The 17,270-nt window shown below is 67.2% G+C and carries 14 protein-coding genes; 3 read left to right on the top strand and 11 right to left on the bottom strand.

All coding sequences use genetic code 11. The features are described 5' to 3' along the window. Window positions 1-17: 17 nt before the first annotated feature. The 7 genes from AACL56_RS03685 to AACL56_RS03655 all read right to left on the bottom strand — a co-directional run bounded on the left by AACL56_RS03685 (window position 18) and on the right by AACL56_RS03655 (window position 8,092). Window positions 18-809, bottom strand: coding sequence for an ABC transporter ATP-binding protein (locus AACL56_RS03685; protein ID WP_339088481.1), 792 nt, complete (start codon window positions 807-809; stop codon window positions 18-20). Next, complete coding sequence (locus AACL56_RS03680; RefSeq protein WP_339088480.1) at window positions 806-2,737, bottom strand: ABC transporter permease; 1,932 nt, start codon at window positions 2,735-2,737, stop codon at window positions 806-808. The genes AACL56_RS03685 and AACL56_RS03680 overlap by 4 nt, the downstream gene beginning before the upstream one ends. 148 nt (window positions 2,738-2,885) lie before the next feature. Further along, complete coding sequence (locus AACL56_RS03675) at window positions 2,886-4,091, bottom strand: ABC transporter substrate-binding protein (protein WP_339088479.1); 1,206 nt, start codon at window positions 4,089-4,091, stop codon at window positions 2,886-2,888. A gap of 81 nt (window positions 4,092-4,172) precedes the next feature. Next, the gene (locus AACL56_RS03670) at window positions 4,173-4,760 is read right to left on the bottom strand and encodes an amino acid synthesis family protein (RefSeq protein WP_339088478.1); all 588 of its coding nucleotides are present in this window, start codon (window positions 4,758-4,760) and stop codon (window positions 4,173-4,175) included. Window positions 4,761-4,914: 154 nt separating this feature from the next. Then, complete coding sequence (locus AACL56_RS03665; protein WP_339088477.1) at window positions 4,915-5,556, bottom strand: amino acid synthesis family protein; 642 nt, start codon at window positions 5,554-5,556, stop codon at window positions 4,915-4,917. 20 nt (window positions 5,557-5,576) lie between these two features. After that, complete coding sequence (locus AACL56_RS03660) at window positions 5,577-6,482, bottom strand: UPF0280 family protein (RefSeq protein WP_339088476.1); 906 nt, start codon at window positions 6,480-6,482, stop codon at window positions 5,577-5,579. 2 nt (window positions 6,483-6,484) lie between these two features. After that, window positions 6,485-8,092, bottom strand: coding sequence for a 6-hydroxynicotinate reductase (locus tag AACL56_RS03655; RefSeq protein WP_339088475.1), 1,608 nt, complete (start codon window positions 8,090-8,092; stop codon window positions 6,485-6,487). A 332-nt stretch (window positions 8,093-8,424) separates the two neighbouring features. Between AACL56_RS03655 and AACL56_RS03650 the strand changes: the two genes are divergently transcribed. Genes AACL56_RS03650 through AACL56_RS03640 form a run of 3 tightly spaced genes read left to right on the top strand, consistent with a single transcriptional unit; the run spans window position 8,425 to window position 11,127 of the window. Next, window positions 8,425-9,198, top strand: coding sequence for a ferredoxin--NADP reductase (locus AACL56_RS03650; protein WP_339088474.1), 774 nt, complete (start codon window positions 8,425-8,427; stop codon window positions 9,196-9,198). A gap of 19 nt (window positions 9,199-9,217) precedes the next feature. Next, window positions 9,218-9,973 (top strand): TetR/AcrR family transcriptional regulator, encoded by a 756-nt coding sequence (locus AACL56_RS03645; protein ID WP_339088473.1) that lies wholly within the window; start codon window positions 9,218-9,220, stop codon window positions 9,971-9,973. After that, entirely contained in the window at window positions 9,928-11,127 is a 1,200-nt protein-coding gene (locus AACL56_RS03640; protein WP_339088472.1) for an amidohydrolase family protein, read from the top strand. The genes AACL56_RS03645 and AACL56_RS03640 overlap by 46 nt, the downstream gene beginning before the upstream one ends. A 51-nt stretch (window positions 11,128-11,178) precedes the next feature. On the opposite strand, the gene AACL56_RS03635 is transcribed toward AACL56_RS03640, so the two are convergent. Genes AACL56_RS03635 through metH form a run of 4 tightly spaced genes read right to left on the bottom strand, consistent with a single transcriptional unit; the run spans window position 11,179 to window position 17,198 of the window. Next, window positions 11,179-11,592 (bottom strand): GtrA family protein, encoded by a 414-nt coding sequence (locus tag AACL56_RS03635; protein WP_339088471.1) that lies wholly within the window; start codon window positions 11,590-11,592, stop codon window positions 11,179-11,181. Continuing rightward, window positions 11,589-12,602 (bottom strand): glycosyltransferase, encoded by a 1,014-nt coding sequence (locus AACL56_RS03630; RefSeq protein WP_339088470.1) that lies wholly within the window; start codon window positions 12,600-12,602, stop codon window positions 11,589-11,591. The genes AACL56_RS03635 and AACL56_RS03630 overlap by 4 nt, the downstream gene beginning before the upstream one ends. Beyond that, window positions 12,599-14,431, bottom strand: a complete 1,833-nt coding sequence (locus AACL56_RS03625; protein ID WP_339088469.1) for an ArnT family glycosyltransferase — start codon at window positions 14,429-14,431, stop codon at window positions 12,599-12,601. Before AACL56_RS03625 ends, AACL56_RS03630 begins: the two co-directional genes overlap by 4 nt. Window positions 14,432-14,483: 52 nt before the next feature. Further along, on the bottom strand, window positions 14,484-17,198 hold the full coding sequence (metH, locus tag AACL56_RS03620; protein WP_425336978.1) for a methionine synthase: 2,715 nt from the start codon (window positions 17,196-17,198) through the stop codon (window positions 14,484-14,486). Between the last annotated feature and the right edge of the window lie 72 nt (window positions 17,199-17,270).

Genomic DNA, 17,270 nt, shown 5'->3' with positions numbered 1-17,270 from the left:
GGGGCGGGGTGCCGCGCTCATGCGGCTTCTCCGATGGCCGCAGCCTTTTCGGCGATCTTCTCGAAGGTCTTGCCGCTGCCGAAGTACACCTCCTGCACCTTCGGGTGGTCGCGGATCTCCAGCGGCTTGCCCTGCGCGATGAGGCGTCCGCGCGCCAGCACGATCATGCGGTCGGCATAGGCGAACACCACGTCCATGCTGTGCTCGGTGAAGAGCACGGCCATGCCGCGCTGGATGACGAGGTCCTTGGTCAGCGCCATGAGCGAATTGCGCTCCTTGGGCGCCATGCCGGCGGTGGGCTCGTCCATCAAGAGCAGCTTGGGCGAGTTGGCCATCGCGATGGCGAGCTCCACGCGCTTCACGTCGCCGTACGCCAGCACGCTGCAGGGCCGGTCGGCCTGCGATTTCATGCCGACCTGGTCGAGCAGCGCCAGCGCCTCGTCGCGCTCGTGGTCGGCCGCACGGCGCCACATCGAGAACAGCTTGCGGTCGTGCGACAGCAGTGCCATCTGCACGTTCTCCACCACGGTGAGCGAGGCGAAGGTCTCGGCGATCTGGAAGGTGCGGCCCACGCCCATGCGCCAGATCTCGCGCGGCCTGCGGCCCACGAGCTCCTGGCCGTCGAGCGTGATGGAGCCCTGGTCGGCCTTCAGCTGGCCGTTGACCATGTTGAAGGTGGTGGACTTGCCGGCGCCGTTCGGCCCGATGAGCGCGAGCAGTTCGCCGGGCGGCAGCTCGAAGCTGATGCCGTCCACCGCCTTCACGCCGCCGAAGGATTTGCCGAGGTTGTCGACCTTGAGAAGCGTCATGCCTTCACCTCCTCGAGCTTGGCCTTGGCTTCACCGGCTTCGCCCCTGGGTGTGCGCCAGCGCTCGGCCAGCTGCTTGATCGAACCTGCGATGCCCTGCGGGAACAGCAGCACCAGGATCAGGATGATGGCGCCGAGCATCGCGCGCCAGTAGTCGGTGTTGCGTGCCACGGTGTCGTGCAGCCACGTGAACGTGACGGCGCCGACCACCGGGCCCGCGAGCGTCTGGATGCCGCCGAGCAGCACCATCACGAGGCCGTCGACCGACTTGCCCACCGACAGCGTCTCCGGCGAGATACTGCCCTTAGAGAAGGCGAACAGCGCGCCCGCCAAACCCGCGATGGTGCCCGCGATGACGAAGGCGGCCCACTGCATGCGCTTGACGTCGATGCCGATGGCGTCGGCGCGCAGCACCGAGTCGCGGCCGGCGCGCATCGCATAGCCGAAGGGCGAGAACAGCACGCGGCGCAGCCACCACACGCCCGCGCCCACCAGCACCAGCGTGAGCCAGTAGTAGGCGCGCTTGTCGGACAGCCATTCGGAAGGCCACACGCCGGTCAGCCCGTTGCTGCCGCCGGTGAAGCTGTCCCACTGGTAGGTGATGGCCCAGGTGATCTGCGCGAAGGCCAGCGTGAGCATGGCCAGGTACACGCCCGACAGCCGCACCGCGAACCAGCCGTAGACGAAGGCGCCGAGCGCCGCGACCAGTGGCGCCACCACCAGCGCGAGCTCCATCGGCAGGTGCAGAGCGCGCACCAGCAGCGCCGCGCCGTAGGCGCCGAGGCCGAAGTAAGCGGCATGGCCGAAGGAATGCATGCCGGCCGGCCCCATGATGAAGTGCAGGCTGGTGGCGAACAGCGCGGCGATCATCAGGTCGATCATCAGCACCATGGTGTAGGGCGAGTCGACCGTGAGCACCGGCAGCACGGCGAGCATCAGGCCGAGCGCCGCGGCAGCCACGAGGTAGGCGTTGCCCGGACGGCGCAGAGGCTCCTCCTGCATGCCCACATAGCGGCTCGGCGCCTGCGGCCGGCCGAACAGGCCCCAGGGACGCCACACGAGCACGATGGCCATCACCAGGAAGTCGACCATCAGCGTGAGCTTGGAAAAGGACACGTCGATGCCGAAGATCTGGACCACGCCGAGCCAGATGCACACGGCCTTGATCTCGGCGATGAGCAGCGCGGCCACATAGGCGCCCGGCAGCGAGCCCATGCCGCCCACCACCACCACCACGAAGGCGGCGCCGATGGTGTTCAGGTCCATCTCGAGCGTGGCGGGTTCGCGCGGCAGCTGCAGCGCGCCGCCGAGACCCGCGAGCAGCGCGCCGAGTGCGAACACGGCCGTGAAGAGCCAGGCCTGGTTGACGCCCAGCGCGCTGACCATTTCGCGGTCCTGCGTGGCGGCGCGCACCAGCGTGCCGAAGCGCGTGCGCGTGAGCAGCAGCCACACGAGGCCGAGCACCAGCGGGCCGACGACGATCAGGAACAGGTCATAGGAAGGAAACTGCCGCCCGAGGATCTCGACCGAGCCCTTCAGGCCGGGCGCGCGAGGGCCGAGCAGTTCGTCGGGCCCCCAGAGCCACAGCACCGCGTCCTTGATGACGAGCACCAGCGCGAAGGTGGCCAGCAGCTGGAACAGTTCGGGCGCCTTGTAGATGCGGCGCAGCAGCAGCACTTCGATGAGCGCGCCGAGCACGCCGACCGCCACCGCAGCGATCAGCAGCGCCGGCCAGAAGCCCAGGCTCGGGCCCAGCTTCTCGACGAGCGTGTACGCGAGGTAGATGCCCACCATGAAGAACGATCCGTGGGCGAAATTGACGATGCGCGTCACGCCGAAGATCAACGAAAGACCGGCCGCCACGAAGAAGAGCGAGGACGCGCCGGCCAATCCGTTGAGCAACTGAACAACGAAGCCTGAGAAACTCATAAATATCCTTTGCTCGCCCCCAGGCTTGCCCACTTCGTGTGGCCGCCAACCCCCTGCCGGGGGCACTACCGGCGGCCCGGCAAAGCCGGTTCCGCGGTATTCCTGGAATGGTCCGCTAGCTCTTTGAAAGTAAGGGTCTGTGGCGCGATCAGTCCGCGGGACGCATCTTCTTGACTTCGTCGTCCGACGGCTGGAACTTCGCGCCGTCGAGGTAGACGTAGTCGACCATCACGCCCTTGCCGCCATCGTTCTTGGTCTTGCCTACGTAGGCGCCCATGGTGGACTGGTTGTCCTGCGTGCGGTAGCTGATCTTGCCGAAGGGCGTGTCGACCTGCAGGCCCTTGAAGGCCGCGACGAGCTTCTCGGTGTCGGTGCCGCCGGCCTTCTTGATGCCCGCCGCGATGGAGTGGATGGCGCTGTAGCCGACCACCGAGCCGAGGCGCGGATAGTCCTTGAACTTGGCCTGGTAGGCATCGAGGAACGCCTTGTGCTCTGCGGTCTTCACGCCGTTCCAGGGATAGCCGGTGACGATCCAGCCGTTGGGCGCTTCGTCCTTCAGCGGGTCGAGGTACTCGGGCTCGCCGGTCAGCACGCTCACCACCTCGCGGTCCTTGAAGAGGCCGCGCGTGTTGCCCTCGCGCACGAACTTGGAGAGGTCGGCGCCGAACAGCACGTTGAAAATCGCGTCGGGCTTGGCATCGGCCAGGGCCTGCACCACGCTGCCCGAATCGACCTTGCCCAGCGGCGGGGCCTGTTCGGTGACGAACTCGACGTCGGGCTGCGCGGCCTTCAGGAGGGTCTTGAAGGTGGCGGCCGACGACTGGCCGTATTCGTAGTTGGGGTACACGATCGCCCAGCGCTTCTTCTTGAGCTTGGCGGCCTCGGGCACCAGCATCGCGACCTGCATGTAGGTCGAGGGGCGCAGGCGGTAGGTGTATTTGTTGCCGTTGCTCCAGACGATCTTGTCGGTGAGCGGCTCGGCGGCGAGGTAGAAGAATTTCTTTTGCTTGGCGAAGTCGGTCAGCGCCAGGCCGGTGTTCGACAGGAAGGCGCCGGCCAGCACGTCGATCTTCTCGCGCGAGATGAGCTCTTCGGCCACGCGCACCGCGTCGCCGGGGTTCGCGTTGTCGTCGCGGCTGATGAGCTCGATCTTCTTGCCGTTGATGCCGCCCTTGGCGTTGATCTCGTCGACCGCGAGCTCCATGCCCTTCTTGTAGGGCTCGAGGAAGGCGGGCTGCGCCTTGTAGCTGTTGATTTCACCGATCTTGATCACGCCCTGCGCGTGCGCGGGGACGAGGGCCGTGGCCAGCGTGACGACGGAGGCGGCGCAGAAAACATGGCGCAATGGGTTCATCGAGAAGCTCCTAGGGTTAAGACGGAAAGAATTCGAGTTATGGGTGCGAGGGTTCGCGAAACGCGGCACGGATGCGGAGGGTCAACGCAGTCCGTCTTCGCCCTTGATTTCGCTGGCCTGCAGGCCGCCGATGCGCGGCAGCGGACGGCCGCTGTCGGTGACTGCGACCGCCACCACGATCTCGTTGGCGCGAGGCGCGTCGCTCACGCGGGCTTCGACCGCATCGAAGTGGCTGCGCACGAAGGCGGCGTCCTTGTGGCCGAGCGGCACGTCGATGGCGGTACCGAGCGTGCCCTGCTTCTTGGCCGATGGCACGAGCGCCGCGCCCTTCTCGACCGCCACGCGCAGCGGCGCGCCCAGCTTGGGATGCAGGATGGCGGCGGCGTGCTCGAGCTCGCCGCGCTCGCCGACGATGGCGGCCTTGCCGTAGCTCTGCGCCTGGCCGGGCTCGATGCCCAGCGCCTTCACGGCCTTCTGGCCCAGCAGCGCGCCGAGTTCCTCGCCGATGGCGATGAGCTCGTCGAGGTTCTCGCTGTAGCGGCCGGCGTAGGGGTTCTCGATCACGGCGATGGCGACGGCGCGGCGCGTGGGCGGCGTGATGTCCTGGCCCATTTCCTTGCGGGTTTCATCGATCTGGACGACGAGCTTGCGGATGTTGGCGGTAGTCATTGGCACACCCCCAGGCTGCGCGCACTGCGTGTCGCTTCGCCTCCCCCCTTGCAGGGGGCAACACCTGCGGCCCGGCAAAGCCGGTTCCGCGGCGTTCCCGAATGAGTGGCGATCGAGTTTGATAGCGATGTCTTGGTCATGGTCATAGTCCTTGTCAGCGCAAGCCGTCCCACTTGCTGATGTCTTTTGCGAGCAGGCCGCCGACGCGGGCATGCACGCGGTAGCCGGTGCTCATCGCCAGGATGAAGACGATCTCGTCGGCCGCGGGCGCGCCGGGCACGCGCACCTCGAGGGCATCGAACTGGCCGCGCACGTAGCTGGCGTTGATGTTGGTGAGCGGCACGTCGAGTGCGGCGCCGGGCGGCCCGACCTTCTTGGTCGAGGGCACGATGGAGAGCGCATTGCCGGGCTGGCCCGTTTTCTCTTCGGCGATGCCCGCGGTGTAGGCGACGCGGCTGCCTTTCCAGCCGAGCAGTTCGCGCATCGCGTAGCCGCCGGGCACATGCCACAGCGCACCGTGTTCGAGCTCGCCGTCGGCACCGACGATGGCCCCCTTGCCGTAGGTGGCGATCTGCTCGACGGGTACGTCCATGGCGGCGTGCAGCCGGTGCGCCATGTCGACGCCCACGGGGTCGAGCAGCGCCATCATCGGCAGGATGTCTGCCTCGTAGCGGCCCGCGAACGGATTGGTCAGCACCGCGCCGATGGCACCGCGCACCAGCGGCGTTTCGGCACGCGGGCCGAACTCGTGGTGGATGTGCTCGACCTGGGTGAAGACGCGTCGGATTTCGATCATGGAGAAGAACCTTGCTTTCGTTAAGCAAATACTGAACCAACCGGATTCGGCAGCTCCGTCTTGAGCGCCTTCGAGCATAAGGGCTCGACGAGTCGCCACTGCCCCTGACAAACGAGTAGAGCAGCCCACACGAGCCCGCCTTTCTGCAGCACCCTGGCGCACACCGCGCCCGTATCGAGTGCGTTGCGCACCTGCGCGGGCGCGAGTGCCGGCACATCGACGGTGACGAGCATGTCGCCGAGGTCGCTGTCGTCCTTGCATTCGCTCGCAGGGCGCCGCGCGATGGCGGCGTCGTCGACGTCGACGGCATTGGCGATCACTGTTGCAGCGGCATCGGCCTGCGCGGCCGTCGGAGCCAGCACGGTCACGCTGTCGGCGATGCCGAGCGAGAAGCTGCGGCCGCGCCATCCGCTGGTGGCGACACCGCGCACGGGCTGGTCGGCACGAAGCTCGAACTGGCCGTCGGTGGTGAGCACGCCGCCGTGCGTGCGCCAGTCGAAACGCGCGAGGTCGGAGAACACGCCCACGCGTGCCGACTGGCCGGGCGCGAGATGCAGCGCGATGTCGCCGCCGTTGTTGATCCACGCGCGCTCGACGCCGGGACGGTCGTAGAAAGCGACGAGTTCCTGCGCCACCGAACCGGCCACTGCGGCCATCGGCGTGATGAAGGTCGGAGAGAACGCGGCACAGGCGTCCCACATGCGGCGCGCGATCACGTGGCGAGGACGCATCCTGTCGGTGACGGGCAGGCGCAGCAGCGGCAACTCGCGCACGAGTTCGTCGAGCACATGGACGAAGCGCGCCCACGCCGCGTCATGCGCCGCCGCGACGGCATACGGATCGCCATGCGCTTCGGCCACGATGTCGATCGGGCCGTGGTTGAAATGCCAGCGGCCGTTGTCGAGCGCGCTGCGTTGGGCGGCCATGGTCAGCCCAGCATGGGGGTGTGGCCGAGCGGCCACGGGTTGGCGTCGTCCATTGCAAGCCACTGGCGCGCGAGCGGTGCGCCGTCTTCCTGCCAGGCACCGCGCGCGAGCGCCTGCTCGAGCGGGAAGATGTGCTCCATGTGGCCGCCGAGCGCCTCGTAGTCGTCGCGCCGCATGCTGAACTCGATGGGCGCCACGATCGCCGGCGTGGGCACGGTGCCGAAGCTGTTGTCGGGCATGCGCATGACGTCGGCCATCACGGTGATGCCGCCGCCGGGCCACACGTAGGCCGGCGCGCCGCCGCAGGTGACGTTGACCAGCGCGCGCTTGATGGCGCGCGTGAGCAGCACGGGGTTCTCGGTGACGCCAGCGCGCAGGCTGCCGCCCGCACCACCGAGGAACAGCACCGTGCACAGCGATGGTTCGCAGTTCTCGCCGATGCGGTCGACGATGCGCTTCACCTCGGCCGGCATGGGTTGCTCGACGGGCTTGAGCGCGTCGTCGAGCACGTACCACTGCGCGTGCTCGCCGGTGGTCGACGTCATGAGCAGGCGCAGTCCGGGACGGGCCACGCCCTCTTCCCAGCCTTCGATGATGGCGAGCGGATCGGCGATGTCGGTGCCACCCCAGCCGTTGCCCGGATTGGCCACCTGGAAGTAGCGCCCCGGTGTGGACTTGCGCCCCAGCATCTGGATGCCGGAAGGCGCCATGTCGAGGCAGCGGCCGGCCTGGTGCTCGGTGAGCACGCCAGTGATGTGGTCGTCGACAACCACCACCTCGTCGGCCACGCCGGCGAACTGGCGCGCGAAGATGCCGACCGCCGCGGAGCCGCAGCCCACGCGCATGCGCTGCTCTTCCACGCCGTTGACGATGGGCGCCTTGCCGGCCTGGATGATGAGCGTGGAGCCGCCGTCGATGGTGCACTCCACCGCCTTCTTGTTGCCCAGCAGCTGCATCAGCTCGGCGGTCATGCGGCCTTCCTTCTTGCTGCCGCCTGTGAGGTGGTGCACGCCGCCCAGCGAGAGCATCTGCGAGCCGTATTCGGCCGTGGTGACGTGGCCCACCACCTCGCCGCGGTAGCGCACGTTGGCCTGCTCGGAGCCGAGGAAGCGGTCGGTGTCGATCTTCACCTTGAAGCTGCAATAGCTGAAGATGCCTTCGGTGACCACCGTGACCATGTCGACGCCCCGGGCCTTGGAGGCCACGATGAAGGGTGCGGGCTTGTAGTCGGGATAGGTGGTGGAGGAACCCACGCCGGTGACGAAGACTTCGTCGGCGTGCAGCAAGTCGCCGTTCCAGTCGGGAGCCTCGCCTGCGGCGGGCTCCGCGCCCGGCCGGTCGAAGGCCACCAGTGCAGGCGCCTCGCCCTCGATCGTCCGGCGCAGCAACACCACCGGATCGACGCGCACCAGCACGCCTTCACGGTTGGCGTAGCGGTCGCATGCGCCGGTGCGCCCGTCGGAGATCTGGCACAGCACCGGGCAGGCATTGCACTCGACCTTGGCCGTGCTCATGCGCTCGTTGCGCGGGGGCGCCTTGCCGAATGCGGCGTCGGCCAGCACGGGCATGTCGATGCCGGGGAGGCCATCTGTTTTCGTATGTTCTGTCATCGGGCGATCTCGTGGGGCGTGTGTGCGTGCAAGGCGTACATGGGTAACGAATCCGGTGCGTCGGTCTTTGCAACAAACGTGCCGCATTCCTGCTTGTGCGCCGACTTCCGTTTGTGTAGCATTCCCTACACTTTCATGTTGCGTTCACTACATTCGAGATCAATGTAGCAAACGGGCCCGATGCTTGCAATGGTGTTTTCTCGCGATGTTCATCGGGGTTTTTCCGACCAACGACAATGGAGGGTTCGGAGCCGGCCGGCAATCCACGCCCCAATCGCGTGCATGCAGGCTCAGCCAACCCTCCTAGTCTCCAACCTACTCTTGAGTTCCGTATGAGTGCATTCAGCGAAGAACGCGTCCTGAGCGTCCACCACTGGACCGACCGCCTGTTCACCTTCACCACCACGCGCGACCCCGCGCTGCGCTTCTCGAACGGTCATTTCACGATGATCGGCCTGAAGGTCAACAACAAGCCCCTGCTGCGCGCGTACAGCATCGTGAGCGCGAACTACGAGGAACACCTCGAGTTCCTGAGCATCAAGGTGGAAGACGGCCCGCTCACCTCGAAGCTGCAGCACATCCAGGTCGGCGACACCATCATCGTGGGCCGCAAGCCCACCGGCACGCTGCTGATCGACTACACGCTGCCCGCCAAGCGCCTGTACCTGTTCGGCACCGGCACCGGCCTTGCACCGTTCATGAGCATCATCCGCGACCCCGAGACCTACGAGAAGTTCGAGCAGGTCATCCTGGTGCACGGCGTGCGCCAGGTCGACGAACTGGCCTACCACGACCTCGTGACCGACCACCTGCCCAAGCACGAGATCCTGGGCGAGATGATCGAGAAGCAACTGCTGTACTACCCCACGGTCACGCGCGAGGAATTCCGCAACCAGGGCCGCATCACCGACCTGATCGAGAGCAACAAGCTCACAGACGACCTCGGCCTGCCGCCGCTGAACGTCGAGGAAGACCGCGTCATGCTGTGCGGCAGCCCCGGCCTGCTGGTCGACCTGAAGCACATCCTGGAGAAGCGCGGCTTCAAGGAAGGCAACACGTCGACGCCCGGCGATTTCGTCGTCGAGCGCGCCTTCGCGGAAAAGTAAGCAGGACGTCGCGCGCACGATGGCCGACAGCCGCACCGCAGCCAAGCCCAAGCCCCAGCGCCGCATCGGCGTGCGCGAGGCGGCCGCGCAGGCCACGCGCGACAGCATCCTGAAATCGGCGACCAAGGTGTTCGCCAAGTACGGCTACGACGGCGGCAGCGTGGAGAAGATCTCCAAGGCCGCGAAGTCGTACGACCGCATGATCTATTACTACTTCGGCAGCAAGGAAGGCCTCTTCATTGCGGTGCTCGAAGGCATCTACCAGCGCATGGACGACGCCGAGGCGGCCATCGCGCTCGACGCCTCGCGGCCGGTGGAGGCGCTCACCGAAGTCATCCGCTTCGTGCTGGGCTACTACCGCAGGAACCCCGAGTTCGTCACCCTGCTCAACACCGAGAACCTGCACAAGGGCCGGCACATTTCGAAGTCGCTGCGCGCACGCGAATACTCGTCGCGCGCAGTGGCGATCATTGCGGAGATCCTGGCGAGCGGTGCCGTGCAGGGTCTGTTCCGCAAGGATCTGGTGGCACGCGACATCTACCTGCTGATCGCGTCCACGGGTTACTTCTACACCTCCAACCGTCACACGCTCACCGCCTTCCTCGGCGAGCCGATGGAGTCGCCCGACGCGGTCACGCACTGGGAAGACTTCGTGATCGAGACGCTCCTGCGCACGGTGCGCGCGGACGAGGCACAAGACAACACACCACCCCACGAGGACACATCGAAATGGCAGAAATCGCAGCCGGCGGCAAGTCGGGCAAGGTCGTCATAAGGAACATCGGCCTTCTTCTCTCGGGCGACATCGACAAGCCCATCCTCGACGCCGACACCATCGTGGTGAACGACGGCCTGATCGTCGCGGTCGGCAAGGAAAAGGACTGCGACCTCGAAGGCGCGCAGACCGTGATCGACGCGCGCAAGACCTGCGTGGCGCCCGGGCTGATCGACAGCCACGTGCACCCGGTGTTCGGCGACTGGACGCCGCGCCAGGGCCAGCTCGGCTGGATCGACTCGACCATGCACGGCGGCGTGACCACCATGATCTCCGCCGGCGAGGTGCACCTGCCCGGCCGCCCGAAGGACATCGTGGGCCTGAAGGCCCTGGCCATCACCGCGCAGCGCGCCTTCGACAACTTCCGCCCCGGCGGCGTGAAGGTGCTGGCGGGGGCGCCCGTCATCGAGAAGGGCATGGTCGAGAGCGACTTCAAGGAACTCGCCGAGGCCGGCGTGGGCCTGCTCGGCGAGGTGGGCCTGGGTTCGGTGAAGGCCGGCTACGAGGCCAAGGAAATGGTGGCCTGGGCGCGCAAGTACGGCATCCAGAGCACCATCCACACGGGCGGCCCGTCGATCCCGGGTTCGGGCCTGATCGACAAGGACGTGGTGCTGGAGGCCGACGCCGACATCATCGGCCACATCAACGGCGGCCACACCTCGCTGCCCGAGGCGCACGTGTGCGAACTGTGCGAGAAGAGCTCGCGCGCCATCGAGATCGTGCACAACGGCAACGAGAAGGTGGCCATCGCCGCAGCCAAGGCCGCGCTCGAGCTCAAGTGCCCGCACCGCGTGATCCTCGGCACCGACGGACCCGCGGGCTCCGGGGTTCAGCCGCTGGGCATCCTGCGCATGGTGGCAATGCTGTCGTCGATCGCGAACATCCCGGCCGAGCTGGTGTTCTGCTTCGCGACCGGCAACACCGCGAGGATCCGCAAGCTGAACTGCGGCCTGGTCGAAGTGGGCCGCGACGCCGACTTCGTCTTCATGGACCGCGCCCAGCACTCGCCCGCGCCGGGCCTGCTCGAAAGCGTTCAGCTCGGTGACATTCCGGGCGTGGGCATGGTGATGATCGACGGCATCGTGCGCTCGGGCCGCAGCCGCAACACGCCGCCGGCCACGGAGATTCCTGTGGTCGTGTCCGGCGCCCACTGAGCGAAGCGAAACTCACGCGCAGCGCGAGCCGGCCCTGGCGCGCTGCGGCGTTCAGCCGCCGCGGTGCGAACGAAACACCAGGTAGCGCGCCGAAAGAAAGTTGACGCTCATGCCCGCCACGCTGCCCACGGCCACGCCCAGCGCGGCGGCCCAGCGGCCCTCGACCCAGTGCAGCGTGAGCACGTAGGCGCCGTAGTTCAGCACCGCGCCGGCAGCCATGGTGGCCAGGTAACCCATGTACTCGCGCCAGATCGACGCGCCGGCGGACGCATTGGCCGACGCGCTCGCCGCGAAGGTATAGCGGCGGTTGAAGGCCCAGGTGGTGGTTGCCGCGGCCAGGAACGACACGACGCGCGCCACGTACCAGCCCAGCAGCGGCGCCAGCAGGTAAAGCAGCACCACGTCGACCACGAACCCGATCGCGCCGACGACGGCGAACGACAGGAACTCGCGGCCGATCCTCATCCCGGGTTGTGCATGCGTGCCGCGGCGGCCCGCGCGCGCTCACGCACGCTCGGGATGGCCAGGTAGCGCAGCCGCTTGCCTTCCTGCCGCCCCAGGGTCACGGTGTGCATCACGATGCCGCACACGAACGACAGCATCGCCGCCAGCATCGCGCCGGTGACGAGCACTGCCGTGGGCAGCCGCGGCACCAGGCCGGTGTGCATGTAGGTCATGAACAGCGGAACGGCCAGCGCGATCGACAGAAGCACCAGCAGCCCGCCGATGATCGAGAAGAACTGCAGCGGCCGCTCGCTCACGAAGAGCTTGCAGATGGTCTTCAGGATGCGCCAGCCGTCGCGGTAGGTCGACAGCTTGCTGACCGAGCCCTCGGGCCGCGTGCTGTAGGCCGTGCTTTCCTCGGCGTAGGGCATGCGCAGCTCGAGCGCATGCACGGTGAGTTCGGTCTCGGTCTCGAAGCCCTGCGACAGCGCCGGGAACGACTTGGCGTAGCGGCGCGAGAACACGCGGTAGCCCGAGAGCATGTCGGTCAGGCCGCCGCCGAAGAGCTGCGCCACGGCGCCCGTGAGCATCCGGTTGCCAAGGCGGTGGCCGGCGCGGTAAGTGAGCGCGTTCTGGCCGTCGTCGACGCGGTTGCCGACCACCATGTCGAGATTGTCGTTCACGAGGCGATCAATGAGGCGCGGCGCGGCGCTCGCGTCGTAGGTGGCGTCGCCGTCGACCATCACGTAGACGTCGGCCTCGACGTCGGCGAACATGCGCCGCACCACATTGCCCTTGCCGCGCAGGGCCACGTGCGTGACGATCGCGCCGGCCGCGCACGCAACCGCCGCGGTGTCGTCGCTGGAGTTGTTGTCGAAGACGTGGATTTCCGCCTCGGGCAGCGCGGCGCGAAAGCCCGCCACCACCTGCGCGATGGCGAGCGCCTCGTTGTAGCAGGGGATCACCACGGCGATGCGCAGCGGCGCCGCGCCGGTGCCGGCAGGGGATGCGGGGAAATCGGTGTCGGTCATGGTGCGGCGGGAAGGATACGGTAGACCCGGCTGCCGTCCTTTTCGTATTGCACCGCGAAGTACTTGTCGAAGTCCACGCGCGCGCTGAACACCGGCACCACCGAGTTCGGCAGCACGATGGCAGTGAAGCCCAGGCCGCCGAGCTTCCGGGCCAGGTCGCCGCCGGAGAGCGCGCCGAAATCGGTGTAGCGCCAGGGGCCGAGCGTGTCGCCCCAGATCGGGTTGGGACCATAGTAGATCGCCTCGTTCAGCGCGATCTGGTAGACGCGGCCGGTGGCGTTGCGGCGCAAGTAGTCCATGACGGCATAGCCCGGCACATGCTGGCGCAGCACGGCGTCGCGGGCCTCGGGCGTGGTCGAGATCAACGCTACCTTCACCGCGGTCTGGCGCACCGACACGGCAGCCATCACGGCCAGCAGCAGCACGAGCACCCAGTCGGCTGCGCGGGCGCCGGAGCGCGCGCTGCCATGGCTCATCGCGCCGCCGGCCAGCGGCGCTGCGGCGCCGTCCGGTGCCGGCCTGCGCCCGAGCATGCGGCGCACGCCCGCGGCGGCCCAGCCGAACAGCACCTGCCAGCCGATCGCCGCTATGGCGGCCAGCAGCGGGAACGAGGCCGTCAGGTAACGCGGGTAACGCGAGGTCACGACCCACACCACCACCGAATACAGGCAGAACCAGCCGGCCGCGCGCACCGCGGCCGAGCGCTTCCACAGCACGCTGAACGGCGCGAAGAACACCGACCAGATCAGCGCATTGGGCAGCTCGGCGTGCACGCGCACGTCGGCCACCTGCTGCACGTAGTCGGCCGGCGTCCACTCGGTGAAACCGAACACGCGCGCGCCGATCGGGTTGAACGGGTCGCCGGTCATGATGGCGTTGCGCGCATACCAGTAGATGCACGGAACGAGAAAACACACGAACACCAGCGCCCAGGCCTTGAGCCCACGCTCGTGGCGCACGACGAACAGCGTCACCAGCGGCAGGAAGATCAGCGCCTGGTACTTGGAGCCGCCGGCCAGCCCGAGACAGAACGCGGCCACGCCGAGCCAGCGCAGCCCCCCGTGGACCGGCTTGCCCGGCTCCGATTCGCGCCACCACCACAGCGCCACGCAGGCCGAGAGCACGAACAGCGCCACGCCCATGTCGATCAACGCATTGGAGTAGTCACCGAGTCCCAGCCAGATCGCCGCGCCGATGCAACCCGTGAGCCGACTGGCATGCAGCACGCCCAGGCGGTAGATCATCACCACCGACAGCGCGCCCGCCAGCGCATTGAGGAAATGCGGCAGCACGTCGTCGCCCAGCTGCAGCGCCGCGGCGTAGAGCAGGTTGTAGTTGTACGGAAACCAGGGGTAGCGCAGCCAGTCGTGGATGCCCAGCGAGCCCTGCTGTGCCACCTGGCGCGCGTACGGCAGGTGGTACATGAGCTCGTCGAAGGCGATGGGCGGCGCCAGCGGCGCGACCAGCGCAGGCAACGCGACCAGGGCCAGCGCGATCATCGCGACGCGCTCGACATAGCTCCACGGGGCGCGGGCTGTGTTCGCGCGAAGGGCCCGGCGCTCCCGCAGCCACTGCGGCAGTTGCATCGCTGCGGCCACGAAGCCCGCTGCGACCAGCGCGGCCGTGGCGCCAGTCTTGAAGGCGCCGAAGATGGCGAGCGCCTGGAAGGCGCAGATGAAGAAGCCGACACCCAGCGACACCGCCATGGCGGCTTCGAGCGCGGCATCACGGCGCGGGGGTGGCGCCAGGCGACCCAGCAGGGCACGGCCGTAGCCCCAGCAGCCGAAGGCAAAGACCGCCAGTGCCGCGTAGTGCGCGGCCGCAAACATCAGCTTCTGAATAAAAACTCCCAGTGCCGGACAGCCACGCCGGCCGGCAGGTTCAAAGGTTCGGCGCCAGCAGGCGTTCGAGATCGGCTTCGCTTTCCTTGCGCCGTGCAGCCTGGTCCTGCAGCTGATCGTGCCCGATCTTGCCGACGTTGAAATATGTCGAATCGGGATGACTCAGGTAAAAACCACTCACGCTGGCGGCCGGCATCATAGCGAGGCTTTCCGTCAGGGTCATGCCAATGTCCGCGCAGGCGAGAAGGTCGAACATCGGACCCTTCACGCTGTGGTCGGGGCAGGCCGGGTAGCCCGGCGCGGGCCGGATGCCGCGGTATTTCTCCGCGATCATGTCCTCGTTGCTCAGGCCTTCCTCGGGCGCATAGCCCCACAGGTCGGTACGCACGCGGTGGTGCATCGCCTCGGCGAAGGCCTCGGCCAGCCGGTCGGCCAGCGCCTTGAGCATGATGGCCGAGTAGTCGTCGAGGTCGTCGACGAAGTACTTCTCCTTCTTCTCGACGCCCAGGCCCGCGGTCACGGCGAACATGCCCACGTAGTCCTTCAGGCCGCTGTCCCTGGGCGCTACGAAGTCCGCGAGGCAGCGGCTCGGGCGCATCACGCCTTCGATTTCCTGCTTCTCGGTCTGCTGGCGCATGCCGTACCAGGTGAGCGCCACCTCGCTGCGGCTTTCATCGGTGTACAGCTCGATGTCGTCGTCGTTCACCGTGTTGGCAGGCCAGAAGCCGATCACGCCGCTGGCACTGAGCCAGCGGCCTTCGATCAGGCGCTTGAGCATGCGCTGGCCGTCGGCGTACACGCGCACCGCCTCGGTGCCGACGACCTCGTCCTTCAGGATGGCCGGGAACGGGCCGGCGAGGTCCCAGGTCTGGAAGAACGGACCCCAGTCGATGTACCTGGCCAGCTCGGTCAGGTCGAAGTTCTTGAACACGCGCCGGCCGATGAACTTGGGCACGGGCGGCAGGTAGTTCGCGAAGTCGACGGGCGTCTTGTTGGCGCGCGCCTTGGCCAGCGGCCACAGCGGCACCTGCTTCTTGTTGGCGTGCTGCTGGCGCACCTTGTCGTAGTCGGCGTTGATCTCGTCGATGTATGCCGAGGCCTGGTCGGACAACAGGCTTTGCGCCACGCTCACGCTGCGCGAGGCGTCGGGCACGTAGACCACGGGGCCTTCGTAGTGCGGCGCGATCTTCACGGCCGTGTGCACGCGGCTGGTGGTGGCGCCGCCGATGAGCAGCGGAATCTTCTTGATGCGGAAGTGATCGTCCTTCTGCATCTCGCCAGCCACGTACTGCATCTCTTCCAGGCTCGGCGTGATCAGGCCCGACAGGCCCACGATGTCCGCGCCCTCGACCTTGGCCTTGGCCAGGATCTCGTGGCACGGGACCATCACGCCCATGTTCACCACCTCGAAGTTGTTGCACTGGAGCACGACGGTGACGATGTTCTTGCCGATGTCGTGCACATCGCCCTTCACGGTGGCGATGATGATCTTGCCCTTGGTGCGCACGTCGCGGCCCGCCGCCTCGTCCTGGCGCTTCTCTTCCTCGATGTAGGGAATGAGGTGGGCCACGGCCGACTTCATCACGCGCGCCGACTTCACCACCTGCGGCAGGAACATCTTGCCCTGGCCGAACAGGTCGCCCACGATGTTCATGCCGTCCATGAGCGGCCCTTCGATCACGTGCAGCGGGCGGCCGCCCTTCGCGAGGATGGCCTGGTAGGCCTCTTCCGTGTCTTCCACGATGAAGTCGGTGATGCCGTGCACCATGGCGTGCGACAGGCGCTGGTTGACCGGCACCGGGTTCTCCGGCGTACCGCGCCACTCGAGCTTCTTGCTGTCGTCCTTGGCGCCGCTCTTGGCGGTCTCGGCCACTTCGACGAGACGTTCGCCGGCGTCGGGGCGGCGGTTGAGCACCACGTCCTCGACGCGCTCGCGCAGCTCGGGCTCGAGGTCGTCGTACACGCCGACCATGCCGGCGTTGACGATGCCCATGTCCATGCCTGCCTTGATGGCGTGGTACAGGAACACGGTGTGGATGGCTTCGCGCACCGGGTCGTTGCCGCGGAAGCTGAAGCTCACGTTGCTCACGCCGCCCGACACCTTGGCGCCCGGCAGGTTCTCCTTGATCCAGCGCACCGCGTTGATGAAGTCGACCGCGTAGTTGTCGTGCTCTTCGATGCCGGTGGCAATAGCGAAGATGTTGGGGTCGAAGATGATGTCTTCCGGCGGGAAGCCCACCTCGTCGACCAGGATGCGGTAGGCACGCTCGCAGATCTCGATCTTGCGCGCGTAGGTGTCGGCCTGGCCCTTCTCGTCGAAGGCCATGACCACCGCGGCGGCACCGTAGCGCTTCACCAGCTTGGCTTCGTGCTTGAACTTGTCGACGCCCTCCTTCATGGAGATCGAGTTGACGATGCCCTTGCCCTGGATGCAGCGCAGGCCAGCCTCGATGACCTCCCACTTCGAGCTGTCGACCATCACCGGCACGCGCGCGATGTCGGGCTCGCTGGCAATGAGGTTCAGAAAGCGGACCATGGCGGCCTTGCTGTCCAGCATGGCCTCGTCCATGTTGATGTCGATGACCTGCGCGCCGTTCTCGACCTGCTGGCGCGCGACGGCCAGCGCCTCTTCGAACTGGCCGTTCAGGATCATCCGCGCGAAGGCCTTGGAGCCCGTGACGTTGGTGCGTTCGCCGATGTTGACGAACAGCGTGCCCGCGCCGATGGCGACCGGCTCGAGGCCGGAGAGCTTCATGGGCGGCGGAGCCGGGGGGGCGGAATCGGGGGTAGCTGGAGCGGAAATCTGGGACATGGCCTCACCTGCGGA

The sequence above is a fragment of the Variovorax paradoxus genome, from assembly GCF_902712855.1.
GTDB lineage: Bacteria > Pseudomonadota > Gammaproteobacteria > Burkholderiales > Burkholderiaceae_C > Variovorax > Variovorax paradoxus_Q.
This window is presented reverse-complemented; position numbering and strand designations above follow the sequence as displayed.

What these genes read in the sequence shown, in the direction of transcription:
- AACL56_RS03650 (WP_339088474.1), top strand. Translation starts at nt 8,425, where the DNA reads ATGAGTGCATTCAGCGAAGAACGCGTCCTGAGCGTCCACCACTGGACC.
- AACL56_RS03630 (WP_339088470.1), bottom strand. Translation starts at nt 12,602, where the DNA reads ATGACCGACACCGATTTCCCCGCATCCCCTGCCGGCACCGGCGCGGCG.
- AACL56_RS03680 (WP_339088480.1), bottom strand. Translation starts at nt 2,737, where the DNA reads ATGAGTTTCTCAGGCTTCGTTGTTCAGTTGCTCAACGGATTGGCCGGC.
- AACL56_RS03660 (WP_339088476.1), bottom strand. Translation starts at nt 6,482, where the DNA reads ATGGCCGCCCAACGCAGCGCGCTCGACAACGGCCGCTGGCATTTCAAC.
- AACL56_RS03635 (WP_339088471.1), bottom strand. Translation starts at nt 11,592, where the DNA reads ATGAGGATCGGCCGCGAGTTCCTGTCGTTCGCCGTCGTCGGCGCGATC.
- AACL56_RS03665 (WP_339088477.1), bottom strand. Translation starts at nt 5,556, where the DNA reads ATGATCGAAATCCGACGCGTCTTCACCCAGGTCGAGCACATCCACCAC.
- AACL56_RS03675 (WP_339088479.1), bottom strand. Translation starts at nt 4,091, where the DNA reads ATGAACCCATTGCGCCATGTTTTCTGCGCCGCCTCCGTCGTCACGCTG.
- AACL56_RS03685 (WP_339088481.1), bottom strand. Translation starts at nt 809, where the DNA reads ATGACGCTTCTCAAGGTCGACAACCTCGGCAAATCCTTCGGCGGCGTG.
- metH (WP_425336978.1), bottom strand. Translation starts at nt 17,198, where the DNA reads ATGAAGCTCTCCGGCCTCGAGCCGGTCGCCATCGGCGCGGGCACGCTG.
- AACL56_RS03640 (WP_339088472.1), top strand. Translation starts at nt 9,928, where the DNA reads ATGGCAGAAATCGCAGCCGGCGGCAAGTCGGGCAAGGTCGTCATAAGG.
- AACL56_RS03625 (WP_339088469.1), bottom strand. Translation starts at nt 14,431, where the DNA reads ATGTTTGCGGCCGCGCACTACGCGGCACTGGCGGTCTTTGCCTTCGGC.
- AACL56_RS03670 (WP_339088478.1), bottom strand. Translation starts at nt 4,760, where the DNA reads ATGACTACCGCCAACATCCGCAAGCTCGTCGTCCAGATCGATGAAACC.
- AACL56_RS03655 (WP_339088475.1), bottom strand. Translation starts at nt 8,092, where the DNA reads ATGACAGAACATACGAAAACAGATGGCCTCCCCGGCATCGACATGCCC.
- AACL56_RS03645 (WP_339088473.1), top strand. Translation starts at nt 9,218, where the DNA reads ATGGCCGACAGCCGCACCGCAGCCAAGCCCAAGCCCCAGCGCCGCATC.